Below are 15,874 nucleotides of genomic sequence, written 5' to 3'. Positions count from 1 at the left end.
CCTTGTCTTCCGACCTCCGGTTCGCCGATTTCAGCGGGCACCAGGGCATCGCTGCATATCACGTTGTTTCAGAGGCATATCGTAGCTGCACGAGCACCGTCCCGGAGGCGGCGCTTACGCGCCTGTCCGGGCTACTTTTGTTCAACAATCGCCCGACAAATCGCTTCGCCCACCTGCTGGGTGGAGGCGCTGCCTTGCATATCCGGCGTCTTCGGTCCGCTGGCAATGGTCTGCTCAATCGCCGCCAGAATACCGTCGTGGGCGGCCTGATAGCGTGCGTCCCCGTTGCCGAGGAAGTCGAGCATCATCGCGCCGGCCCAGATGGTGGCAATCGGGTTGGCGATATTTTTGCCGTAAATATCCGGCGCCGAACCGTGCACCGCTTCAAACAGCGACGGAAAGGTGCGATCCGGATTGAGGTTTGCCGACGGGGCAATGCCGATGGTGCCGGTACAGGCCGGGCCGAGATCGGAGAGGATATCGCCGAACAGATTGGAGCCGACCACCACGTCAAAACGCTCCGGCTGCAGCACGAAGCGGGCGCACAGAATATCAATGTGCTGCTTATCCCATTTCACCTCCGGGTAGTGCTGCGCCATCGCTTCGACGCGCTGGTCCCAGAAGGGCATGCTGATGGCCAGACCGTTGGATTTGGTCGCCGAGGTCAGGGTTTTGCGCGGGCGGCTCTGCGCTAATTCAAAGGCGTAGCGCAGGATCCGGTCAACGCCGCGACGGGTAAATACCGACTCCTGAATCACCACTTCATGTTCAGTCCCCGGATTCACATGGCCGCCGAGGGCGGAATATTCCCCTTCGGTGTTTTCACGCACCACGTAGAAATCGATATCGCCGGGCTGTTTACCCGCCAGCGGGCAGGGGACGCCGGGGAACAGGCGCACCGGACGCAGGTTGACGTACTGGTCGAACTCGCGGCGGAACTTCAGCAGCGAGCCCCACAGGGAAATGTGGTCCGGCACGATATCCGGCCAGCCGACCGCGCCGAAGTAGATCGCATCAAACGTTTGCAGCTGCGCGCGCCAGTCGTCGGGCATCATGGCGCCGTGCTGCGCGTAATAGTCGCAGCTGGCCCACTCAAAGTGCTCGAAGCTTAACGCCAGCCCCCAGCGTTCGGCGGCGGCCTGCAGTACGCGGACGCCTTCCGGCAGCACTTCTTTACCGATGCCATCGCCGGGGATGGCGGCAATACGTAAGGTTTTATTCATTGTTATTCTCAGTTTGAGGTAAGGAAAATTGACTTCACCGCTATCCTATAATTGACTGATTCATAATTAATCCCGTTAACTGGTGAAACATAAAACACGAATCATGAATAATCTGCCGCTGCTGAACGATTTACGCGTATTTATGCTGGTTGCCCGCCGCGCCGGTTTTGCCGCCGCCGCGGAAGAGCTCGGCGTCTCGCCGGCTTTCGTCAGCAAGCGCGTGTCGCTGCTGGAGCAAACGCTCAACGTCCAGCTGCTGCACCGTACCACCCGGCGCGTGGCTATCACCGAAGAGGGCGAGCGCATCTACGAATGGGGACTACGCATTTTGCAGGATGTCGACCAGATGATGGATGAGCTCTCCGATGTGCGGCAGGTGCCGCAGGGGACGCTGCGGATTATCAGCAGCTTTGGCTTTGGCCGGCGGGTAGTCGCGCCGGCGCTCTCCGAGCTGGCCCGTCGCTACCCGCAGCTGGAGATCCGTTTTGACGTCGCCGACCGGCTGGTGGATTTGGCCAATGAAGGGGTCGATCTGGATATTCGCGTCGGCGACGATATCGCGCCCAATCTGATAGCCCGCCAGCTTGCCAGCAATCACCGCATCCTCTGCGCCTCGCCGGCGTTTGTCGCCCGCTATCCCCGGCCGAAACAGCTCAGCGATCTCGCCGCGCTGCCCTGTCTGGTGATCAAAGAGCGCGACCGGCCCTTTGGCGTCTGGCAGCTGCGCGATGATAAAGAGGGGGAGCACGCCATCAAGGTGACCGGACCGCTGTCGTCTAACCACGGTGAAATCGTCCATCAGTGGTGCCTGGAGGGACAGGGGATTGCGCTGCGCTCGTGGTGGGACGTCAGGGAAAATATCGCCAGCGGCAATCTGGTGCAGCTGCTGCCGGAGTACTATCAGCCCGCCAATATCTGGGCGGTATACGTGTCGCGGCTGGCGACCTCGGCCAAAATTCGTACCACCGTGGAGTTTTTGCGCCACTACTTCCAGCAGCGATTTCCGCCGCGCAACGGCGAGAAAAAATAGCCGACGGCCGGCGCCGTCGGCCGAGGGGATTACACGCCGAGCCGATCGCGCAGGCTGTAGTAAGCCGCGCCCATGGCGGTAAACGGAATACGCAGGCTGCGCCCGCCGGGGAACGGATAGTGCGGCAGCCTGGCGAAGGCGTCGAAACGTTCGGCGTCCCCGCGCAGCAGCTCCGAAATCAGCCGTCCGGCGAGGTGGGTACAGGTGACCCCGTGGCCGCTGTAGCCCTGCATATAATAGATATTGTTATCGAGGCGGCCAAACTGCGGCATTCGCGAGAGGGTCAGCAGGAAGTTGCCGGTCCAGCGGTAGTCGATTTTCACCCCCTGTAGCTGCGGGAAGGTTTTCAGCAGCTTCGGCATAATCAGCCGCTCAACGTCGTCCGGATCCCGCGCGCCGTACACCACGCCACCGCCGTACAGCAGACGGTTGTCGGCGGTCAGGCGGTAGTAATCCAGCAGATAGTTACAATCTTCTACGCAGTAGTTTTTCGGGATCAGCGAGCGCGCCAGATCCTCAGACAGCGGCGCGGTGGTGACCACCTGGGTGCCGCACGGCATACTGCGTTTCGCCAGCTCCGGCTCGAGCTTATCACCGAGATAGGCGTTACCGGCGACGATCACGTAGCGGGCGGTGACCTGTCCGCGCGCGGTGGTCACCACCGCCGGGCTGCTGTGCTGAATGCCGGTGACCGGTGATTGTTCGTAAACCCGGCCGCCGTTGAGCCGAATGGCGTCCGCTTCGCCAATCGCCAGATTGAGCGGATGGATATGACCGCCGCTGTGGTCCAGCAGCGCGCCGGCGTAGCGATCGCTGTCCACTTCGCGACGAATGGCGCTGGCATCCAGCAGCTCCAGCTGGGTATTGCCGTAGCGCTCCCAGTTCGCTTTCTGCTCTTCCAGGGTCTCCAGCTGTTTATGATTCAGCGCGACAAACAGCCCGCCGGGGCGATAGTCGCAGGCAATCTGATAGCGCTGGATACGTTCGCGAATAATGTCGCCGCCTTCAAACATCATGCTGCCGAGCATTTTCGCGGCATCCGGGCCGTAGGTTTTTTCAATAACGTCGATATCGCGGCTATAGGAGTTGACTAGCTGGCCGCCGTTGCGTCCGCTGGCGCCGAAGCCGATGCGCGCGCCTTCCAGCAGCACCACATCGTAGCCCATTTCGGCCAGATGCAGCGCCGAAGAGAGGCCGGTATAGCCGCCGCCGACGACGCAGACGTCGCAGCCGATCGATTCGTCCAGCGTCGGGAACGGCTCATAGCGGTTGGCGCTGGCGGCGTAATAGCTGGTGGTATGTTCGCTCATGATTAAGACTCCAGGGCAATCCAGATAGTTTTCAGTTCAGTGAATTTTTCCAGCGCGTGCAGGGACTTATCGCGTCCGTTGCCGCTCTGCTTATAGCCGCCGAAGGGCACGGTCATATCGCCATCGTTGTAGTTGTTCACAAAGACGGAGCCGGCTTTCAGACGGCGGCTGACGCGGTGAGCGCGGGAGAGATCGCGGGTCCAGACCGCCGCGCCGAGGCCGTAGCGGCTGTCGTTGGCCAGCGCCAGCGCCTGCTCTTCGGTTTTAAAGCGGGTCACCACCAGCACCGGGCCGAAGATCTCCTCCTGGCTGAGGGCGGAGGCGGGGTCGACGTCGACGAAGATGGTCGGGCCGACCGCCGCGGGCCACGGATTTTTACGTCCATCCAGCAGCAGCGTGCTGTGCGCTTCGCCGGCGCGAATAAAGCTGTGGACGCTATCGGCGTGGCTGTTGTCGATCAGCATGCCCATGGTGGTATTCGGGTCGAGCGGATTGCCAGGCTGCCAGCCCTTTGCCTGCTCTTTTAGCAGGTCGAGAAAGCGGCCGGCGATGCTCTCCTCAAGCAGCAGACGGGTACCGGCGATACAGACCTGGCCCTGATTGTAGAAAATACCGCCGGCGGTGGCGTTAACCGCTTTTTGCAGGTCCGGGCAGTCGGCAAAGACGATATTGGCGCTTTTACCGCCCGCCTCCAGCCAGACGCGCTTCATATTGCTGTCGCCCGCGTCTTTCAGCAGCTGTTTACCGGTGCGGGTGGAGCCGGTAAAGGTGATGACTTCAACGTCATGATGCTGCGCCAGCGCCTGACCTGCTTCATGGCCGAAACCGCTCACCACGTTGAATACGCCGTCCGGCAGCCCGGCCTGTTTCGCCAGGCCCGCCAGGCGCAGAGCGGTAAGCGGGGATTTTTCCGACGGCTTAAGCACCACGCTGTTGCCGGACGCCAGCGCCGGGCCAAGCTTCCAGCAGGCCAGCAGCAGCGGAAAATTCCACGGCACCACCGCCGCAATCACGCCAATCGGTTCGCGGACGATCATGGCCAGCTCGTTGCCGCCGGTGGGGGCGACTTCGCCGTACACTTTATCGATGGCTTCGGCGTACCAGCGGATCGCGCGGGCGGCGCCGGGGACATCGTCGCGCAGGCTGTGGCGAATCGGTTTACCGGTGTCGAGGGTTTCCAGCAGCGCCAGCTCTTCGCGATGGGCTTCCATCAGGTCGGCGAATTTATGCAGCACCGCTTTGCGCTGGGCAGGGGAGGCCTGCGACCAGTCGCCGCGATCGAAGACGCCGCGGGCGGCCTGGACCGCGCGATCGACGTCGGCCTTTTTGCCGCGCGCGACCTCGGCGAGCGTCTGCTGGGCGGTAGGGTCGACGGTGGCGAACACGCTATTATCGGCGGCGGCGCTGTATTCGCCGTTAATAAATAGCCGCGTTTCAATCGCGATATTGTTTGCTTTTTCTTGCCAGTAAGCCAGGTTGTGAAAATCCATCATGACTCCTTAATGACATAATCGGAAAAATAAAAAAGTGGTGATTTCAGACCCTCAGGGCGCAGGGCGTCCCCGGGGTTGAGTACCGTTTAAATTGCCCATTAACAGGCGTGAATTATCCGGGGCCAGCGGAATAAGTCTTTCCGCATTGCGCAAGGTGAACTGCGTTATCTTCGCGCCGCCCGACTTCGCCTCCCGCGGCGCCCGCCTGAAAAAAACCTGAGAAAACCTCAGGCTAAAAAATCAGAATGTGGTGGGGGTATGGGCGCTGATAATTCGGCAGATACCCGCCGAGGTGTTGCTGAAGCTATGCGGTATGCCGGTGTTAATGGCATAGCTTTGCCCAGCCACCAGATGATACGCCTGACCGTTGATGGTCAGCACGACTTCACCTTCCAGTATGGTGCCTATCTCCTCACCCTGATGCTTGATCCTCTCCCCGGTTGTGGTTCCAGGCTGGTACGTTTCAAAAATCATCGCCAGCGTGCGGTTCGGATTGCCATTATGAACCAGCTTCATCGACACCCCCTGACTGCCGATTTCAATCAGATCGTCCTGATTGATAACCACCTGCGGTTCAGCCGGTTTTTCTGGTTCAGAAAAGAATTCCGAGAGCGACAGCCCGTAGACTTTCAGCAGCTTTTGCAGCGTACTGATCGCAGGACTGACTTTGTCCTGCTCTATGGTGCTGATGGCACTATGTGTTAACCCAGACAGTTCGGCGGCACGACGCTGTGAGAGACCCAGCTGTTGGCGGATCTCTGACAGACGTTTCCCTGGCGCCAGTCCGTCATCGCTCATATTTGCATTTCCTTAACGGTAGTGGTCAGAGTCGCTGTTTTTCAGCAACATATACCCGTCATACTTCAAGTTGCTTGTGCGTTGGCTTTGCTCGCTCACCCCAGTCACTTACTCCAGTAAGCTCCTGGGGATTCCCTCACTTGCCGCCTTCCTGCAACTCGAATTATTTTGGCTATAGCTCTGACAGGCGGTGATAAAACCTTCAAACAACATTCGCGACAGGGCGTATTCGCTACTGTTCCATTCAGGATGCCACTGTACGCCGAGGGCGAAAGGGTGGTCGTTAACGCTGACCGCTTCCACCAGCCCGTCCGGAGAACGCGCCTCCACGCGCAGCCGTGGACCCGTCGTTTTTGCTCCCTGCCCGTGTAACGAGTTTACCCAAAACGTGTTGCAGCCCGGTATTAACTGAGAAAGTAATCCTCCTTCCTGAACCTGAACTTCATGCGAGGGCGCATATTGCTGCTCGACGGGAAGTTCGGGGTCTTCGCGGTGTTCAAGAAGCTCAGGCTGCTCGAACAGACGACGATACAGAGTCCCGCCGGTGGCGACAACCAGTTCCTGTAGTCCACGGCAGATGGCGAAAATGGGGATGCGCCTTTCGAGCGCGGCGTCGATCAGCGCCATGCTCAGAAGATCACGCCCGGGATCGGCGTCAGGCTCATCGCCGTTTTCACCATAGAGGTGCGGCTGTACGTTGCTCGGGCTGCCGGGCAGATAAATGCCGTCCAGTTTCGGCAGTAGCGCAGAAAGCAGCTCCGGCTCGGCCAGCGCGTGCGGCAGGGCAATCGGTACGCCGCCGGCGTTCACAATCGCGTTCAGATATTTCTCTTGCAGAGTCTGGGTCTGGTGACCCTTAAGCCTGTTTCGACACATCACCACGCCAATAACTGGCTTGTACATTATATTTTCCATGATCGCCCTCACAAAGTGGACTAAATTATGACCGGATTAGCGGGTAAAACGGCCATTTCGTTCAATATTTTCTCAATCTAGCAGTGGATATAGCCCTTTGCAAACTTAATTTAACATTTGACAAACAATTTGTTTGCATACACATTCGAAGAGTGGACATTATATTTAACAGTGCCATTCAGGGTCCGAAACTAAAACAACGGCGGTGAATCATGGAAACCAATATCGTAGAAGTTGAGAATTTTGTTCAGCAGTCGGAAGAGAGACGGGTCAGCGCATTCACCTGGGAAGTGAAGCGCTACCTCGAGCGTTACCCCAATACGCAATACGTTGATGTGCTGCTAACCGACCTGAACGGCTGCTTCCGCGGTAAGCGGATCCCGGTGTCCAGCCTGAGCAAGCTGGAGAAGGGGTGCTATTTCCCGGCTTCGGTGTTTGCGATGGATATTCTCGGCAACGTGGTGGAAGAGGCGGGGCTCGGCCAGGAGATGGGCGAACCGGACCGCACCTGCGTGCCGGTGCTGGGAACCTTAACCCCGTCGGCGGCGGACCCGGAATACATTGGTCAGGTTCTGCTGACCATGGTTGATGAAGATGGCGCTCCCTTTGACGTTGAGCCGCGGAACGTGCTGAACCGGCTCTGGCAGCAGCTGCGCCAGCGCGGGCTGTTCCCCGTGGTAGCGGTAGAGCTGGAGTTCTATTTACTTGACCGCAAGCGCGACGCGGAAGGTTACCTGCAGCCGCCGTGCGCGCCGGGAACCGGCGATCGCAATACCCAAAGCCAGGTTTACTCCGTCGACAACCTCAACCACTTTGCCGACGTGCTTAACGAAATCGACGAGATCGCCCAGCTCCAGCTGATCCCCGCCGACGGCGCGGTGGCGGAAGCCTCTCCCGGCCAGTTTGAAATCAACCTCCACCATACCGATAACGTGCTCGACGCCTGCGATGATGCGCTGGCGTTAAAACGTCTCGTGCGTTTGATGGCGGAGAAGCATAAGATGCACGCCACTTTTATGGCGAAACCCTATGAAGAGCACGCCGGTAGCGGGATGCATATCCATATCAGCATGCAGAACAACAAAGGCGAGAACGTGCTGGCGGACGCGGACGGCGAAGATTCCGCGATGTTAAAACGCGCGCTCGCCGGGATGATTGACCTGATGCCGGCGTCGATGGCGCTGCTGGCGCCAAACGTGAACTCGTATCGTCGTTTCCAGCCGGGAATGTACGTGCCGACCCAGGCGTCGTGGGGGCACAACAACCGGACGGTGGCGCTGCGCATTCCGTGCGGCGATCGGCACAATCACCGCGTCGAGTATCGCGTGGCCGGGGCGGACGCCAACCCGTATCTGGTGATGGCGGCGATTTTTGCCGGCATCCTCCACGGTCTGGATAATCCGCTGCCGTTACAGGAAGAGGTGGAGGGCAACGGCCTCGAGCAGGAGGGGCTGCCGTTCCCGATTCGCCAGAGCGATGCGCTGTGGGAGTTTATGCAAAACGATCATCTGCGCGAGCGGCTTGGCGAACGCTTCTGCCACGTTTATCACGCCTGTAAAAATGACGAATTACTGCAGTTTGAGCGTCTGATCACAGAAACTGAAATCGAGTGGATGTTGAAAAACGCCTGATTTTCGCCCCGCGAGGGGCGCTTTAGCATTATCACGAGTAGCATCATGCGGCCTGAGCGGAGCCTGGTCGGACGTTTTTGCTGGGAGCCCAGCCATTCCCGGATGTCGCGTTAAGGAGCGCAGGCGGCAACGGGGCTTCAGTTAACGACACAGTGTGTAACGAGGTAGGAAATGATGCAGATGTTTAAATATCCGCAGGGAGAAGGGGGCCGTCATGGCCGCATGGAATGCGTCGCCACCGCCGCTCGTCGGTTCTTTTTACCTTTCGATTTGCCATTAACCCCGTTGCGAAGCAGGTTGGTTTCCCGGTCTCTACGACCGCAAACCCAGGTGTGCAGCGGGGGAAATGGCTATGTCTATTAATCCCTCTCTCGATAACGCCTCCGGGGCGGAAAAACCGCGCCTGCGCAAGTCTCTCAAGCTGTGGCAGGTGGTGATGATGGGCCTCGCCTATCTGACGCCGATGACGGTTTTCGATACTTTCGGCATCGTCTCCGGCATCAGCAACGGCCACGTTCCGGCGTCCTATCTGCTGGCGCTGGCCGGGGTGCTGTTTACCGCCATCAGCTACGGCAAGCTGGTGCGCCAGTTTCCGCAGGCGGGCTCGGCCTATACCTATGCGCAGAAGTCGATCAGCCCGCACGTCGGTTTTATGGTGGGCTGGTCATCGCTGCTGGATTATCTATTCCTGCCGATGATCAACGTGCTGCTGGCGAAGATTTATCTTTCCGCGCTGTTTCCGGACGTGCCGCCCTGGGTGTGGGTGGTGACGTTTGTGGCTATTCTCACCGCGGCGAACCTGAAAAGCGTCAACCTGGTGGCGAACTTCAACACCCTGTTCGTGCTGGTGCAGATCTCGATCATGGTGGTCTTTATCGTGCTGGTGGTGCAGGGGTTGCATAAAGGGGAAGGGGTGGGCACCGTCTGGTCGCTCCAGCCGTTTATTAGCCAGAATGCGCACCTGATCCCGATCATTACCGGGGCGACGATAGTCTGCTTTTCGTTCCTCGGTTTCGATGCGGTGACCACGCTTTCCGAAGAGACGCCGGACGCCGCGCGGGTGATCCCGAAGGCCATCTTCCTTACTGCGGTCTACGGTGGGGTGATTTTTATCGCCGCCTCGTTTTTTATGCAGCTCTTTTTTCCCGATATTAGCCGTTTTAAAGACCCGGACGCGGCGCTGCCGGAGATCGCCCTCTACGTTGGCGGCAAGTTGTTCCAGTCGATTTTCCTGTGCACGACGTTTGTGAATACCCTGGCCTCAGGCCTGGCTTCGCACGCCAGCGTGTCACGGCTGCTGTACGTCATGGGCCGCGATAACGTTTTCCCGGAGCGCATTTTCGGCTACGTCCATCCGAAATGGCGTACCCCGGCGCTGAACGTGATCATGGTGGGGATTGTCGCGCTGTCGGCGCTGTTCTTTGACCTGGTCACCGCCACGGCGCTGATTAACTTTGGCGCGCTGGTGGCGTTTACCTTCGTTAACCTGTCGGTATTTAACCACTTCTGGCGGCGTAAAGGTTTTAATAAAACCTGGAAAGATCGCTTTCACTATCTGCTTCTGCCGATGGTGGGCGCGCTAACGGTGGGCGTACTGTGGATTAACCTGGAGGCGACCTCGCTGACGCTGGGTCTGATATGGGCGGGCCTCGGGCTGCTGTATCTGACGTATCTGACCCGCCGCTTCCGCAAGCCGCCGCCGCAGTTTGACGGCGCCAAAGCGGAACAGGCCTGGGAATCGTAACGATTTTTTACGCAGACACAAAGGCAGGCGATTGAGCCTGCCTTCTTTTTTGTCATTCTCGTTTGAAATCAGGCGCTCGGGAGAGATAGCAGGGGCAGAAGGTAAGAATAGTGAGGACGTATTATTTCTTTTTCTTATGAGTTGGCAGCTGTGCAGAGCGCCGATCCTTCACATAGGAGACCAGGCTGAAGATGGCTACTCCCAGCAAAACCACCGCGACGATAAAGAGCAGGATACCTGACATAGATTAACCTAATGTTATGTTTAACATGAAGAAAAAATACCGTGATATCGAGATAATAGCATCGGGATATTTCTTAAAGATGACCCGATGAATCAGACGAGAATAGACTGCCAGCAATACACTGAAATTATTATTTACATGAATAAATGTGAAGAGTAAAGCAAAGGTGTGGTGAAAAAATGAACGGGTTACACTCGTTTAAGCGAATTTACAGACGAGAGCCCCCCAGGCTGCTACCCTTGGCCCGCTTAAATAGGGTTGAGAGTAATAAATGTTTAACAAGCATATCATCGGTCTTATTGGGCCGTTGTTGATTCTGACTTCATTCCATAGCCTGGCTGACGCCGGGCACCCGTCAATTCGTGAACGTATTGTCGAGCAGGTGTTAAAACCCTGCGAAGGAAAAAAAGCCGGCGATAAAGTGCTGATTGTCGACCATCGCGGCGGCAAGCATGCGGCTATCTGCACGCTGGCGGCGGTACCGCTACCGGAGTAACGCCCTCCCTCTCATTTCAGCCTCCCTTCGCTCTGGCGGAAAACGTATTTCTTTCCGCACTTTGCGAGCCATTGCCCGGAAAAATGTCATAAATTTGTCACAATTAAGGCGATGATAATCACTGACTGAGGATTAAGGGATGAGAAAAAGTCTACTCGCTGCCGCCGTGACCGGCGTTATTTTACTCTCCGCCGGCGTCCAGGCGCAGGAACAGGCGGCACCGGAAGGGTACCAGCTTCAGCAGGTGCTGATCATGAGCCGCCATAACCTGCGCGCGCCGCTGGCGAACAACGGCAGCGTGCTGGAGCAATCAACGCCGAAGTCCTGGCCTGAGTGGGATGTCCCCGGCGGCCAACTGACCACCAAGGGCGGGGTGCTGGAAGTGTATATGGGGCACTATATGCGCGAATGGCTGGCGCAGCAGGGGCTGGTGACCAGCGGCGAATGCCCGCCGGAGAACGCGGTCTACGCCTATGCCAATAGCCTGCAGCGCACCGTCGCCACCGCGCAGTTCTTTATCACCGGCGCGTTTCCCGGCTGCGGCGTGACCGTGCACCATCAGGAAAAAATGGGCACCATGGACCCGACGTTTAATCCGGTGATCACTGACGATTCCGCCGCGTTTAGCGAAAAGGCGGTGCAGGCGATGGAGAAAGAGCGGCAGGGGATGCAGCTGAGCGAAAGCTATAAGCTGCTGGAGGAGATGACCGACTACCGTAACTCCCCGTCCTGCAAAGAGAAGCAGCAGTGCTCGCTGAGCGACGCGAAAGATACCTTTAGCGCCAAATATCAGCAGGAGCCGGGCGTTTCCGGGCCGCTTAAAGTCGGCAACTCGCTGGTTGACGCCTTTACGCTGCAATATTACGAAGGTTTCCCGAAAGACCAGGTGGCGTGGGGCGAAATCAAAACCGATAAGCAGTGGCAGGTGCTGTCGAAGCTGAAAAACGGCTATCAGGATAGCCTGTTTACTTCCCCTGAAGTGGCGCGCAACGTGGCTAAGCCGCTGGTGAAATATATTGATAACGCGCTGGTGGGCGATGCGGCGAAGGCGGCGAAAGTCACGCTGCTGGTGGGGCACGATTCCAATATCGCCTCGCTGCTGACGGCGCTGGATTTTAAACCTTATCAGCTGCACAACCAGTACGAACGTACGCCCATCGGCGGCAAGCTGGTGTTCCAGCGCTGGCATGATAAGAGCGGCAATCGCGATTTGATGAAGATTGAGTACGTGTATCAAAGTACCGAACAGCTGCGCAATGCCGATGCGCTGACCCTGCAATCGCCGCCGCAGCGGGTGACGCTGGCGCTGAACGGTTGTCCGGTCGATGACAACGGCTTCTGCCCGATGGACACCTTTAAAAAGGCGATGGCCGAGGCCACGAAGTAGCAGAGTATAAAAAACCCGGAGCAATCCGGGTCTTGCTGCCGATGTTTAGCCTGGTCTTGTAGCCCGAACAGGCGCCTCCGGGAAGCTCATGTAAGAACTCCCGGAGGCGGTACTGCGTACCTGTCCTGGCTACACGTTCTTGCGTTCGATAGTTTGTTCGCCCCAGAACAGGGAGTCTTTGTCGGTTTTGGCGAAGGCGAGGGGCAGGACTTCATCGCTGCCTTCTTCCCAGATTTTCTCCGCCAGCTTTTCATCGTAATTGGCTAATTCAAAAATCGCCTCGGCAATTTCGGGAGACGTATTGCGCAGACTGGCCCATTCACCCACGCGGTGGGCCTTTGCTTCTTGATTCGGCATGCTTGTCCTCCTGCTGAAGATTAACCGTGTAATTTCACTGCCAGACCCGCAACGTGTTGCCCCTGATAGCGGGCAATGGCTAATTCTTCTTCACTTGGCTGGCGTGAGCCGTCGCCGCCGGCAATGGTGGTGGCGCCGTAAGGCGTGCCGCCGCGAACCTGCGAAACATCAAACAGCTCCTGGGCGCCGTAGCCAATCGGTACAATAATCATCCCGTGGTGGGCAAGCGTGGTCCAGGTCGAGGTGATGGTTTGCTCCTGACCGCCGCCGGTACCGGTTGAGCTGAATACGCTGGCCAGTTTGCCGTACAGCGCTCCGGACGCCCACAGGCCGCCGGTCTGATCGAGAAAGGTGCGCATCTGTCCGGACATATTGCCGAAACGGGTTGGGGTACCAAAGATGATGGCGTCGTACTCAGCCAGCTCCTGCGGCGTGGCGACGGGCGCGTTTTGCGTTTTCCCGCCTGCTTTGGCAAAAACCTCTGCCTGCATGGTTTCCGGCACGCGCTTCACGACCACTTCAACGCCATCTACCTTGTTTGCTCCTTCGGCGACGGCATGCGCCATGGTCTCAATGTGTCCGTACATGGAATAATAAAGCACCAGAATCTTAGCCATTTGCATCACTCCTCGGTTGCGTTATGAGCCAGCCAGTCGACTGGCTACCTTTAAAGATAAGACCTCTGGCGAAGAGTGCAAATGCAACAATCATTTATTTGATTTATAACAATATTGCTAACATTCAGGGCTGTTGCAAAAAGATACATCTTCAGCGGCGCTATTTTAGGCTGTCATAAGAGTCGCTTAGCGCGCGTCCGGCGCAATAGCGGCAGTTCTTATACAAAATCTATTTCAGAATGTGACGATATCCACCCGGCACGGCTTTCCTTCGCTAACCTTAAAAGCACGTGATACGCAACCCGTATCGCGGAGGCCAGAGCCTCGTGTTTCACCTAATGCAGCATGATGTCTAACCTAAATGGAGGTCAGTAATGGCAAACCATCGTGGCGGTGCCGGCAACTTTGCCGAAGACCGTGAAAGAGCATCAGAAGCAGGTCGTAAAGGTGGCCAGCATAGCGGGGGGAACTTTAAAAACGATCCTCAACGCGCTTCCGAAGCGGGCAAGAAAGGGGGCAAAAACAGTCATGGTAGCCGCGAAAGCTAGCGCGCCGGATTGTTGCTGATGGGGGTTAATCTCCCGGGCCCGACCCCATCACCCTCGCCGCCGACGTCACGTCGGCGGTTTTTTTTCCACTTTGCAGGTTCCGCTGAGCGGGAGGAACGCCCGGCTCGCGGCGTAAACGCCTTAACCGGGCTACGGGTTGACGCTGTTTTGTAGCCCCGGTAAGCGCAGCGCGACCGGGGATTTCCCGGTACGGGTCTTCTGGCGTCGCACGCTTTCATACCGGGGTGACGTTGGTTTGCCCGGCCTCACGCGGACGGCGGTTAAGCAGAGCGTGGAGCAGGATCGCGCCGAAGGTGGCCGTCCCGATGCCGCCGAGGGTAAAGCCGCCGAGCGAAAGCGCGAAGTCGCCCGCCCCCAGCACCAGCGTCACCGCCACCATAATCAGATTTGCGTTCTGGCTCAAATCCACGCGGTTCTGCACCCAAATTCGCGCGCCCGCGACGGCAATCAGGCCAAACACCACAATCGATGCGCCGCCGATCACCGGTCCCGGAATGGTATGGATCAGCGCGCCGAATTTCGGTGAAAACCCAAGCAGCATCGCAATTAGCGCCGCCGCGACGAACACCAGCGTCGAGTACACTTTGGTGACCGCCATCACGCCGATATTCTCCGCGTAGGTGGTCACTCCGCTGCCGCCAACCGAACCGGAGAGCATCGTTGCCAGTCCGTCGCCGACGAACGCGCGGCCCATATACGGGTCCATATTGCGCCCGGTCATCCCGGCAACCGCCTTCAGGTGGCCGAGGTTTTCCGCCACCAGAATCACCGCCACGGGAGCGATCAGCATCATTGCCTGGCCGTTAAAGGTCGGGGCGGTCACCTGCGGCAAACCGAACCACGTCGCCTGCTCAAGCAGGCTAAAATCCAGCGGCTTGCCCAGCCCGAGGCCGTTGGCCAGCAGCGCGTACAGCGCGCAGGCGATAATCAGCCCGACGAGGATCAGCAGCCGCTGCAGCATCCCGCGGGTAAACACCGCGACCAGGCCGATGCACAGCACCGTCAGCACCGCCATCCAGCCGTCGAACGGCGTTGCTGATACGCTGCGTACCGCGATTGGCGCGAGGTTAAGGCCTATCGCCATGACCACCGCGCCGGTGACTACCGGCGGCATCAGTCGCTCAATCCAGCGGGTGCCGATTTTCATCACCACCAGGCCAATCAGGGTATAAACCAGCCCGCAGAGGATAATGCCGCCCAGCGCGACGCTAAGGTGCGGGTTAAGCCCCTGGCCGTTGAAGCCGGTAACGGCGATGACCACGCCGACAAAGGCGGCGCTGGAGCCAAGGTAGCTCGGCACGCGCCCGCCGGTAACCAAAAAGAACAGCAGGGTGCCGATGCCGGACATCAGGATCGACAGATTGGGATCCAGCCCCATCAGGATTGGCATCAGGACGGTCGCGCCAAACATCGCCACCGCGTGCTGAACGCCCATCACCACGGTTTGCCCGACCGACAGCCGTTCATCGGGGGCCACGACGCCGGACGCGGCGGAGGGGGAGGTTAACTGCCAGCGAGGAAAATCGAAGAGAGCCATGATGAGATCCTGGGTTTAGGGTTAACAGGCTGGACGCATCAGCGTGTGGTAGCCGCGGTCGAACCACATCAGTCCGCGCGGTTCCGGATGGCGTACAATCGCCGCCACTTCGCAAAACAGGATGTCGTGAGTTCCGACGCTGACGATCTGGCTGATGCGGCAGTCGAAGCTGACCAGCGCCGCTTCCAGACGCGGACAGCCGGTCGCGCCGGTTTGCCAGTCGGCGGCGGCGAAGCGCTCCGCCATCGGCGTTTTACCGCCGAAAACGTTCGAGAGCTCTTCCTGGCCGGCCGCCAGGGTGTTGACGCACAGGGCCTGGTGCTGGCTGAAGATCGGCCACACCGAGGCGGAGCGATTCAGGCACACCAGCAGCGTGGGCGGCGCGTCGGTAACGCTGCAGACGGCGCTGGCGGTAAAGCCGGCGCGGCCTGCGGGACCATCGGTGGTGATGATGTTGACCGCCGCCCCGACGTGGGCCATGGCGTCGCGAAAGCTTTGTTTATCGGCAGTAGACATGCGGGCT

Annotated in this window: 16 protein-coding genes; 6 read left to right on the top strand and 10 right to left on the bottom strand. The window is 58.6% G+C overall.

Going from position 1 to position 15,874, the window contains the following annotated elements:
- Positions 1 to 131 precede the first annotated feature (131 nt).
- Entirely contained in the window at positions 132 to 1,223 is a 1,092-nt protein-coding gene (locus ABLU96_RS21475) for a tartrate dehydrogenase (protein ID WP_014838053.1), read from the bottom strand.
- Positions 1,224 to 1,305: 82 nt separating this feature from the next.
- Between ABLU96_RS21475 and ABLU96_RS21470 the strand changes: the two genes are divergently transcribed.
- The gene (locus ABLU96_RS21470) at positions 1,306 to 2,253 is read left to right on the top strand and encodes a LysR substrate-binding domain-containing protein (protein ID WP_162097164.1); all 948 of its coding nucleotides are present in this window, start codon (positions 1,306 to 1,308) and stop codon (positions 2,251 to 2,253) included.
- A gap of 29 nt (positions 2,254 to 2,282) precedes the next feature.
- On the opposite strand, the gene ABLU96_RS21465 is transcribed toward ABLU96_RS21470, so the two are convergent.
- From ABLU96_RS21465 to puuD, 4 genes are all read right to left on the bottom strand, one after another.
- Positions 2,283 to 3,563 (bottom strand): FAD-binding oxidoreductase, encoded by a 1,281-nt coding sequence (locus ABLU96_RS21465; RefSeq protein ID WP_014228788.1) that lies wholly within the window; start codon positions 3,561 to 3,563, stop codon positions 2,283 to 2,285.
- A 2-nt stretch (positions 3,564 to 3,565) separates the two neighbouring features.
- Complete coding sequence (puuC, locus tag ABLU96_RS21460) at positions 3,566 to 5,053, bottom strand: aldehyde dehydrogenase PuuC (RefSeq protein WP_025106246.1); 1,488 nt, start codon at positions 5,051 to 5,053, stop codon at positions 3,566 to 3,568.
- A 243-nt stretch (positions 5,054 to 5,296) separates the two neighbouring features.
- Entirely contained in the window at positions 5,297 to 5,854 is a 558-nt protein-coding gene (gene puuR, locus ABLU96_RS21455; RefSeq protein ID WP_004849766.1) for an HTH-type transcriptional regulator PuuR, read from the bottom strand.
- A gap of 108 nt (positions 5,855 to 5,962) precedes the next feature.
- Positions 5,963 to 6,757, bottom strand: a complete 795-nt coding sequence (gene puuD, locus ABLU96_RS21450) for a gamma-glutamyl-gamma-aminobutyrate hydrolase (protein ID WP_224227188.1) — start codon at positions 6,755 to 6,757, stop codon at positions 5,963 to 5,965.
- 224 nt (positions 6,758 to 6,981) lie between these two features.
- On the opposite strand from puuD, the gene puuA reads away from it, so the two are divergent.
- Together puuA and ABLU96_RS21440 are read left to right on the top strand one after the other, a co-directional pair.
- A complete protein-coding gene (gene puuA, locus ABLU96_RS21445) occupies positions 6,982 to 8,400 on the top strand; it encodes a glutamate-putrescine ligase (RefSeq protein ID WP_004849770.1) in 1,419 nt (472 codons plus the stop codon).
- Positions 8,401 to 8,752: 352 nt separating this feature from the next.
- Positions 8,753 to 10,144, top strand: coding sequence for an APC family permease (locus tag ABLU96_RS21440; protein ID WP_014228791.1), 1,392 nt, complete (start codon positions 8,753 to 8,755; stop codon positions 10,142 to 10,144).
- A gap of 121 nt (positions 10,145 to 10,265) precedes the next feature.
- Here ABLU96_RS21440 and ABLU96_RS21435 read toward each other — a convergent pair whose 3' ends face one another.
- A complete protein-coding gene (locus ABLU96_RS21435) occupies positions 10,266 to 10,388 on the bottom strand; it encodes a small membrane protein (protein WP_004849777.1) in 123 nt (40 codons plus the stop codon).
- A gap of 271 nt (positions 10,389 to 10,659) precedes the next feature.
- Between ABLU96_RS21435 and ABLU96_RS21430 the strand changes: the two genes are divergently transcribed.
- Complete coding sequence (locus ABLU96_RS21430; RefSeq protein WP_009653459.1) at positions 10,660 to 10,884, top strand: hypothetical protein; 225 nt, start codon at positions 10,660 to 10,662, stop codon at positions 10,882 to 10,884.
- Positions 10,885 to 11,023: 139 nt separating this feature from the next.
- Positions 11,024 to 12,271 carry a bifunctional glucose-1-phosphatase/inositol phosphatase gene (gene agp, locus ABLU96_RS21425; protein WP_046876531.1) on the top strand — a complete coding sequence of 416 codons (1,248 nt, stop codon included), beginning with the start codon at positions 11,024 to 11,026 and terminating at the stop codon, positions 12,269 to 12,271.
- Positions 12,272 to 12,400: 129 nt separating this feature from the next.
- Here agp and ABLU96_RS21420 read toward each other — a convergent pair whose 3' ends face one another.
- Together ABLU96_RS21420 and wrbA are read right to left on the bottom strand one after the other, a co-directional pair.
- Complete coding sequence (locus tag ABLU96_RS21420) at positions 12,401 to 12,628, bottom strand: YccJ family protein (RefSeq protein ID WP_004849783.1); 228 nt, start codon at positions 12,626 to 12,628, stop codon at positions 12,401 to 12,403.
- 20 nt (positions 12,629 to 12,648) lie between these two features.
- A complete protein-coding gene (gene wrbA, locus ABLU96_RS21415; RefSeq protein WP_004100968.1) occupies positions 12,649 to 13,245 on the bottom strand; it encodes an NAD(P)H:quinone oxidoreductase in 597 nt (198 codons plus the stop codon).
- Between the two features lie 374 nt (positions 13,246 to 13,619).
- Here wrbA and ABLU96_RS21410 point away from each other — a divergent pair, with 374 nt between their 5' ends.
- Complete coding sequence (locus ABLU96_RS21410) at positions 13,620 to 13,793, top strand: general stress protein (RefSeq protein ID WP_004131287.1); 174 nt, start codon at positions 13,620 to 13,622, stop codon at positions 13,791 to 13,793.
- A 235-nt stretch (positions 13,794 to 14,028) separates the two neighbouring features.
- On the opposite strand, the gene rutG is transcribed toward ABLU96_RS21410, so the two are convergent.
- Together rutG and rutF are read right to left on the bottom strand one after the other, a co-directional pair.
- The gene (gene rutG, locus ABLU96_RS21405) at positions 14,029 to 15,351 is read right to left on the bottom strand and encodes a pyrimidine utilization transport protein G (protein ID WP_064405248.1); all 1,323 of its coding nucleotides are present in this window, start codon (positions 15,349 to 15,351) and stop codon (positions 14,029 to 14,031) included.
- Between the two features lie 21 nt (positions 15,352 to 15,372).
- Positions 15,373 to 15,867 carry an NADH-dependent FMN reductase RutF gene (gene rutF / locus ABLU96_RS21400; protein WP_004849801.1) on the bottom strand — a complete coding sequence of 165 codons (495 nt, stop codon included), beginning with the start codon at positions 15,865 to 15,867 and terminating at the stop codon, positions 15,373 to 15,375.
- Positions 15,868 to 15,874: the final 7 nt, after the last annotated feature.

This window comes from Klebsiella sp. CN_Kp106 (assembly GCF_040064575.1).
In the GTDB taxonomy this organism is placed as follows: domain Bacteria; phylum Pseudomonadota; class Gammaproteobacteria; order Enterobacterales; family Enterobacteriaceae; genus Klebsiella; species Klebsiella michiganensis.
This window is presented reverse-complemented; position numbering and strand designations above follow the sequence as displayed.

Excerpts from the sequence above, each read along its gene's own strand:
- ABLU96_RS21475 (WP_014838053.1), bottom strand. The coding sequence starts at position 1,223 with ATGAATAAAACCTTACGTATTGCCGCCATCCCCGGCGATGGCATCGGT.
- ABLU96_RS21465 (WP_014228788.1), bottom strand. The coding sequence starts at position 3,563 with ATGAGCGAACATACCACCAGCTATTACGCCGCCAGCGCCAACCGCTAT.
- puuC (WP_025106246.1), bottom strand. The coding sequence starts at position 5,053 with ATGGATTTTCACAACCTGGCTTACTGGCAAGAAAAAGCAAACAATATC.
- puuR (WP_004849766.1), bottom strand. The coding sequence starts at position 5,854 with ATGAGCGATGACGGACTGGCGCCAGGGAAACGTCTGTCAGAGATCCGC.
- puuD (WP_224227188.1), bottom strand. The coding sequence starts at position 6,757 with ATGTACAAGCCAGTTATTGGCGTGGTGATGTGTCGAAACAGGCTTAAG.
- puuA (WP_004849770.1), top strand. The coding sequence starts at position 6,982 with ATGGAAACCAATATCGTAGAAGTTGAGAATTTTGTTCAGCAGTCGGAA.
- ABLU96_RS21440 (WP_014228791.1), top strand. The coding sequence starts at position 8,753 with ATGTCTATTAATCCCTCTCTCGATAACGCCTCCGGGGCGGAAAAACCG.
- ABLU96_RS21435 (WP_004849777.1), bottom strand. The coding sequence starts at position 10,388 with ATGTCAGGTATCCTGCTCTTTATCGTCGCGGTGGTTTTGCTGGGAGTA.
- ABLU96_RS21430 (WP_009653459.1), top strand. The coding sequence starts at position 10,660 with ATGTTTAACAAGCATATCATCGGTCTTATTGGGCCGTTGTTGATTCTG.
- agp (WP_046876531.1), top strand. The coding sequence starts at position 11,024 with ATGAGAAAAAGTCTACTCGCTGCCGCCGTGACCGGCGTTATTTTACTC.
- ABLU96_RS21420 (WP_004849783.1), bottom strand. The coding sequence starts at position 12,628 with ATGCCGAATCAAGAAGCAAAGGCCCACCGCGTGGGTGAATGGGCCAGT.
- wrbA (WP_004100968.1), bottom strand. The coding sequence starts at position 13,245 with ATGGCTAAGATTCTGGTGCTTTATTATTCCATGTACGGACACATTGAG.
- ABLU96_RS21410 (WP_004131287.1), top strand. The coding sequence starts at position 13,620 with ATGGCAAACCATCGTGGCGGTGCCGGCAACTTTGCCGAAGACCGTGAA.
- rutG (WP_064405248.1), bottom strand. The coding sequence starts at position 15,351 with ATGGCTCTCTTCGATTTTCCTCGCTGGCAGTTAACCTCCCCCTCCGCC.
- rutF (WP_004849801.1), bottom strand. The coding sequence starts at position 15,867 with ATGTCTACTGCCGATAAACAAAGCTTTCGCGACGCCATGGCCCACGTC.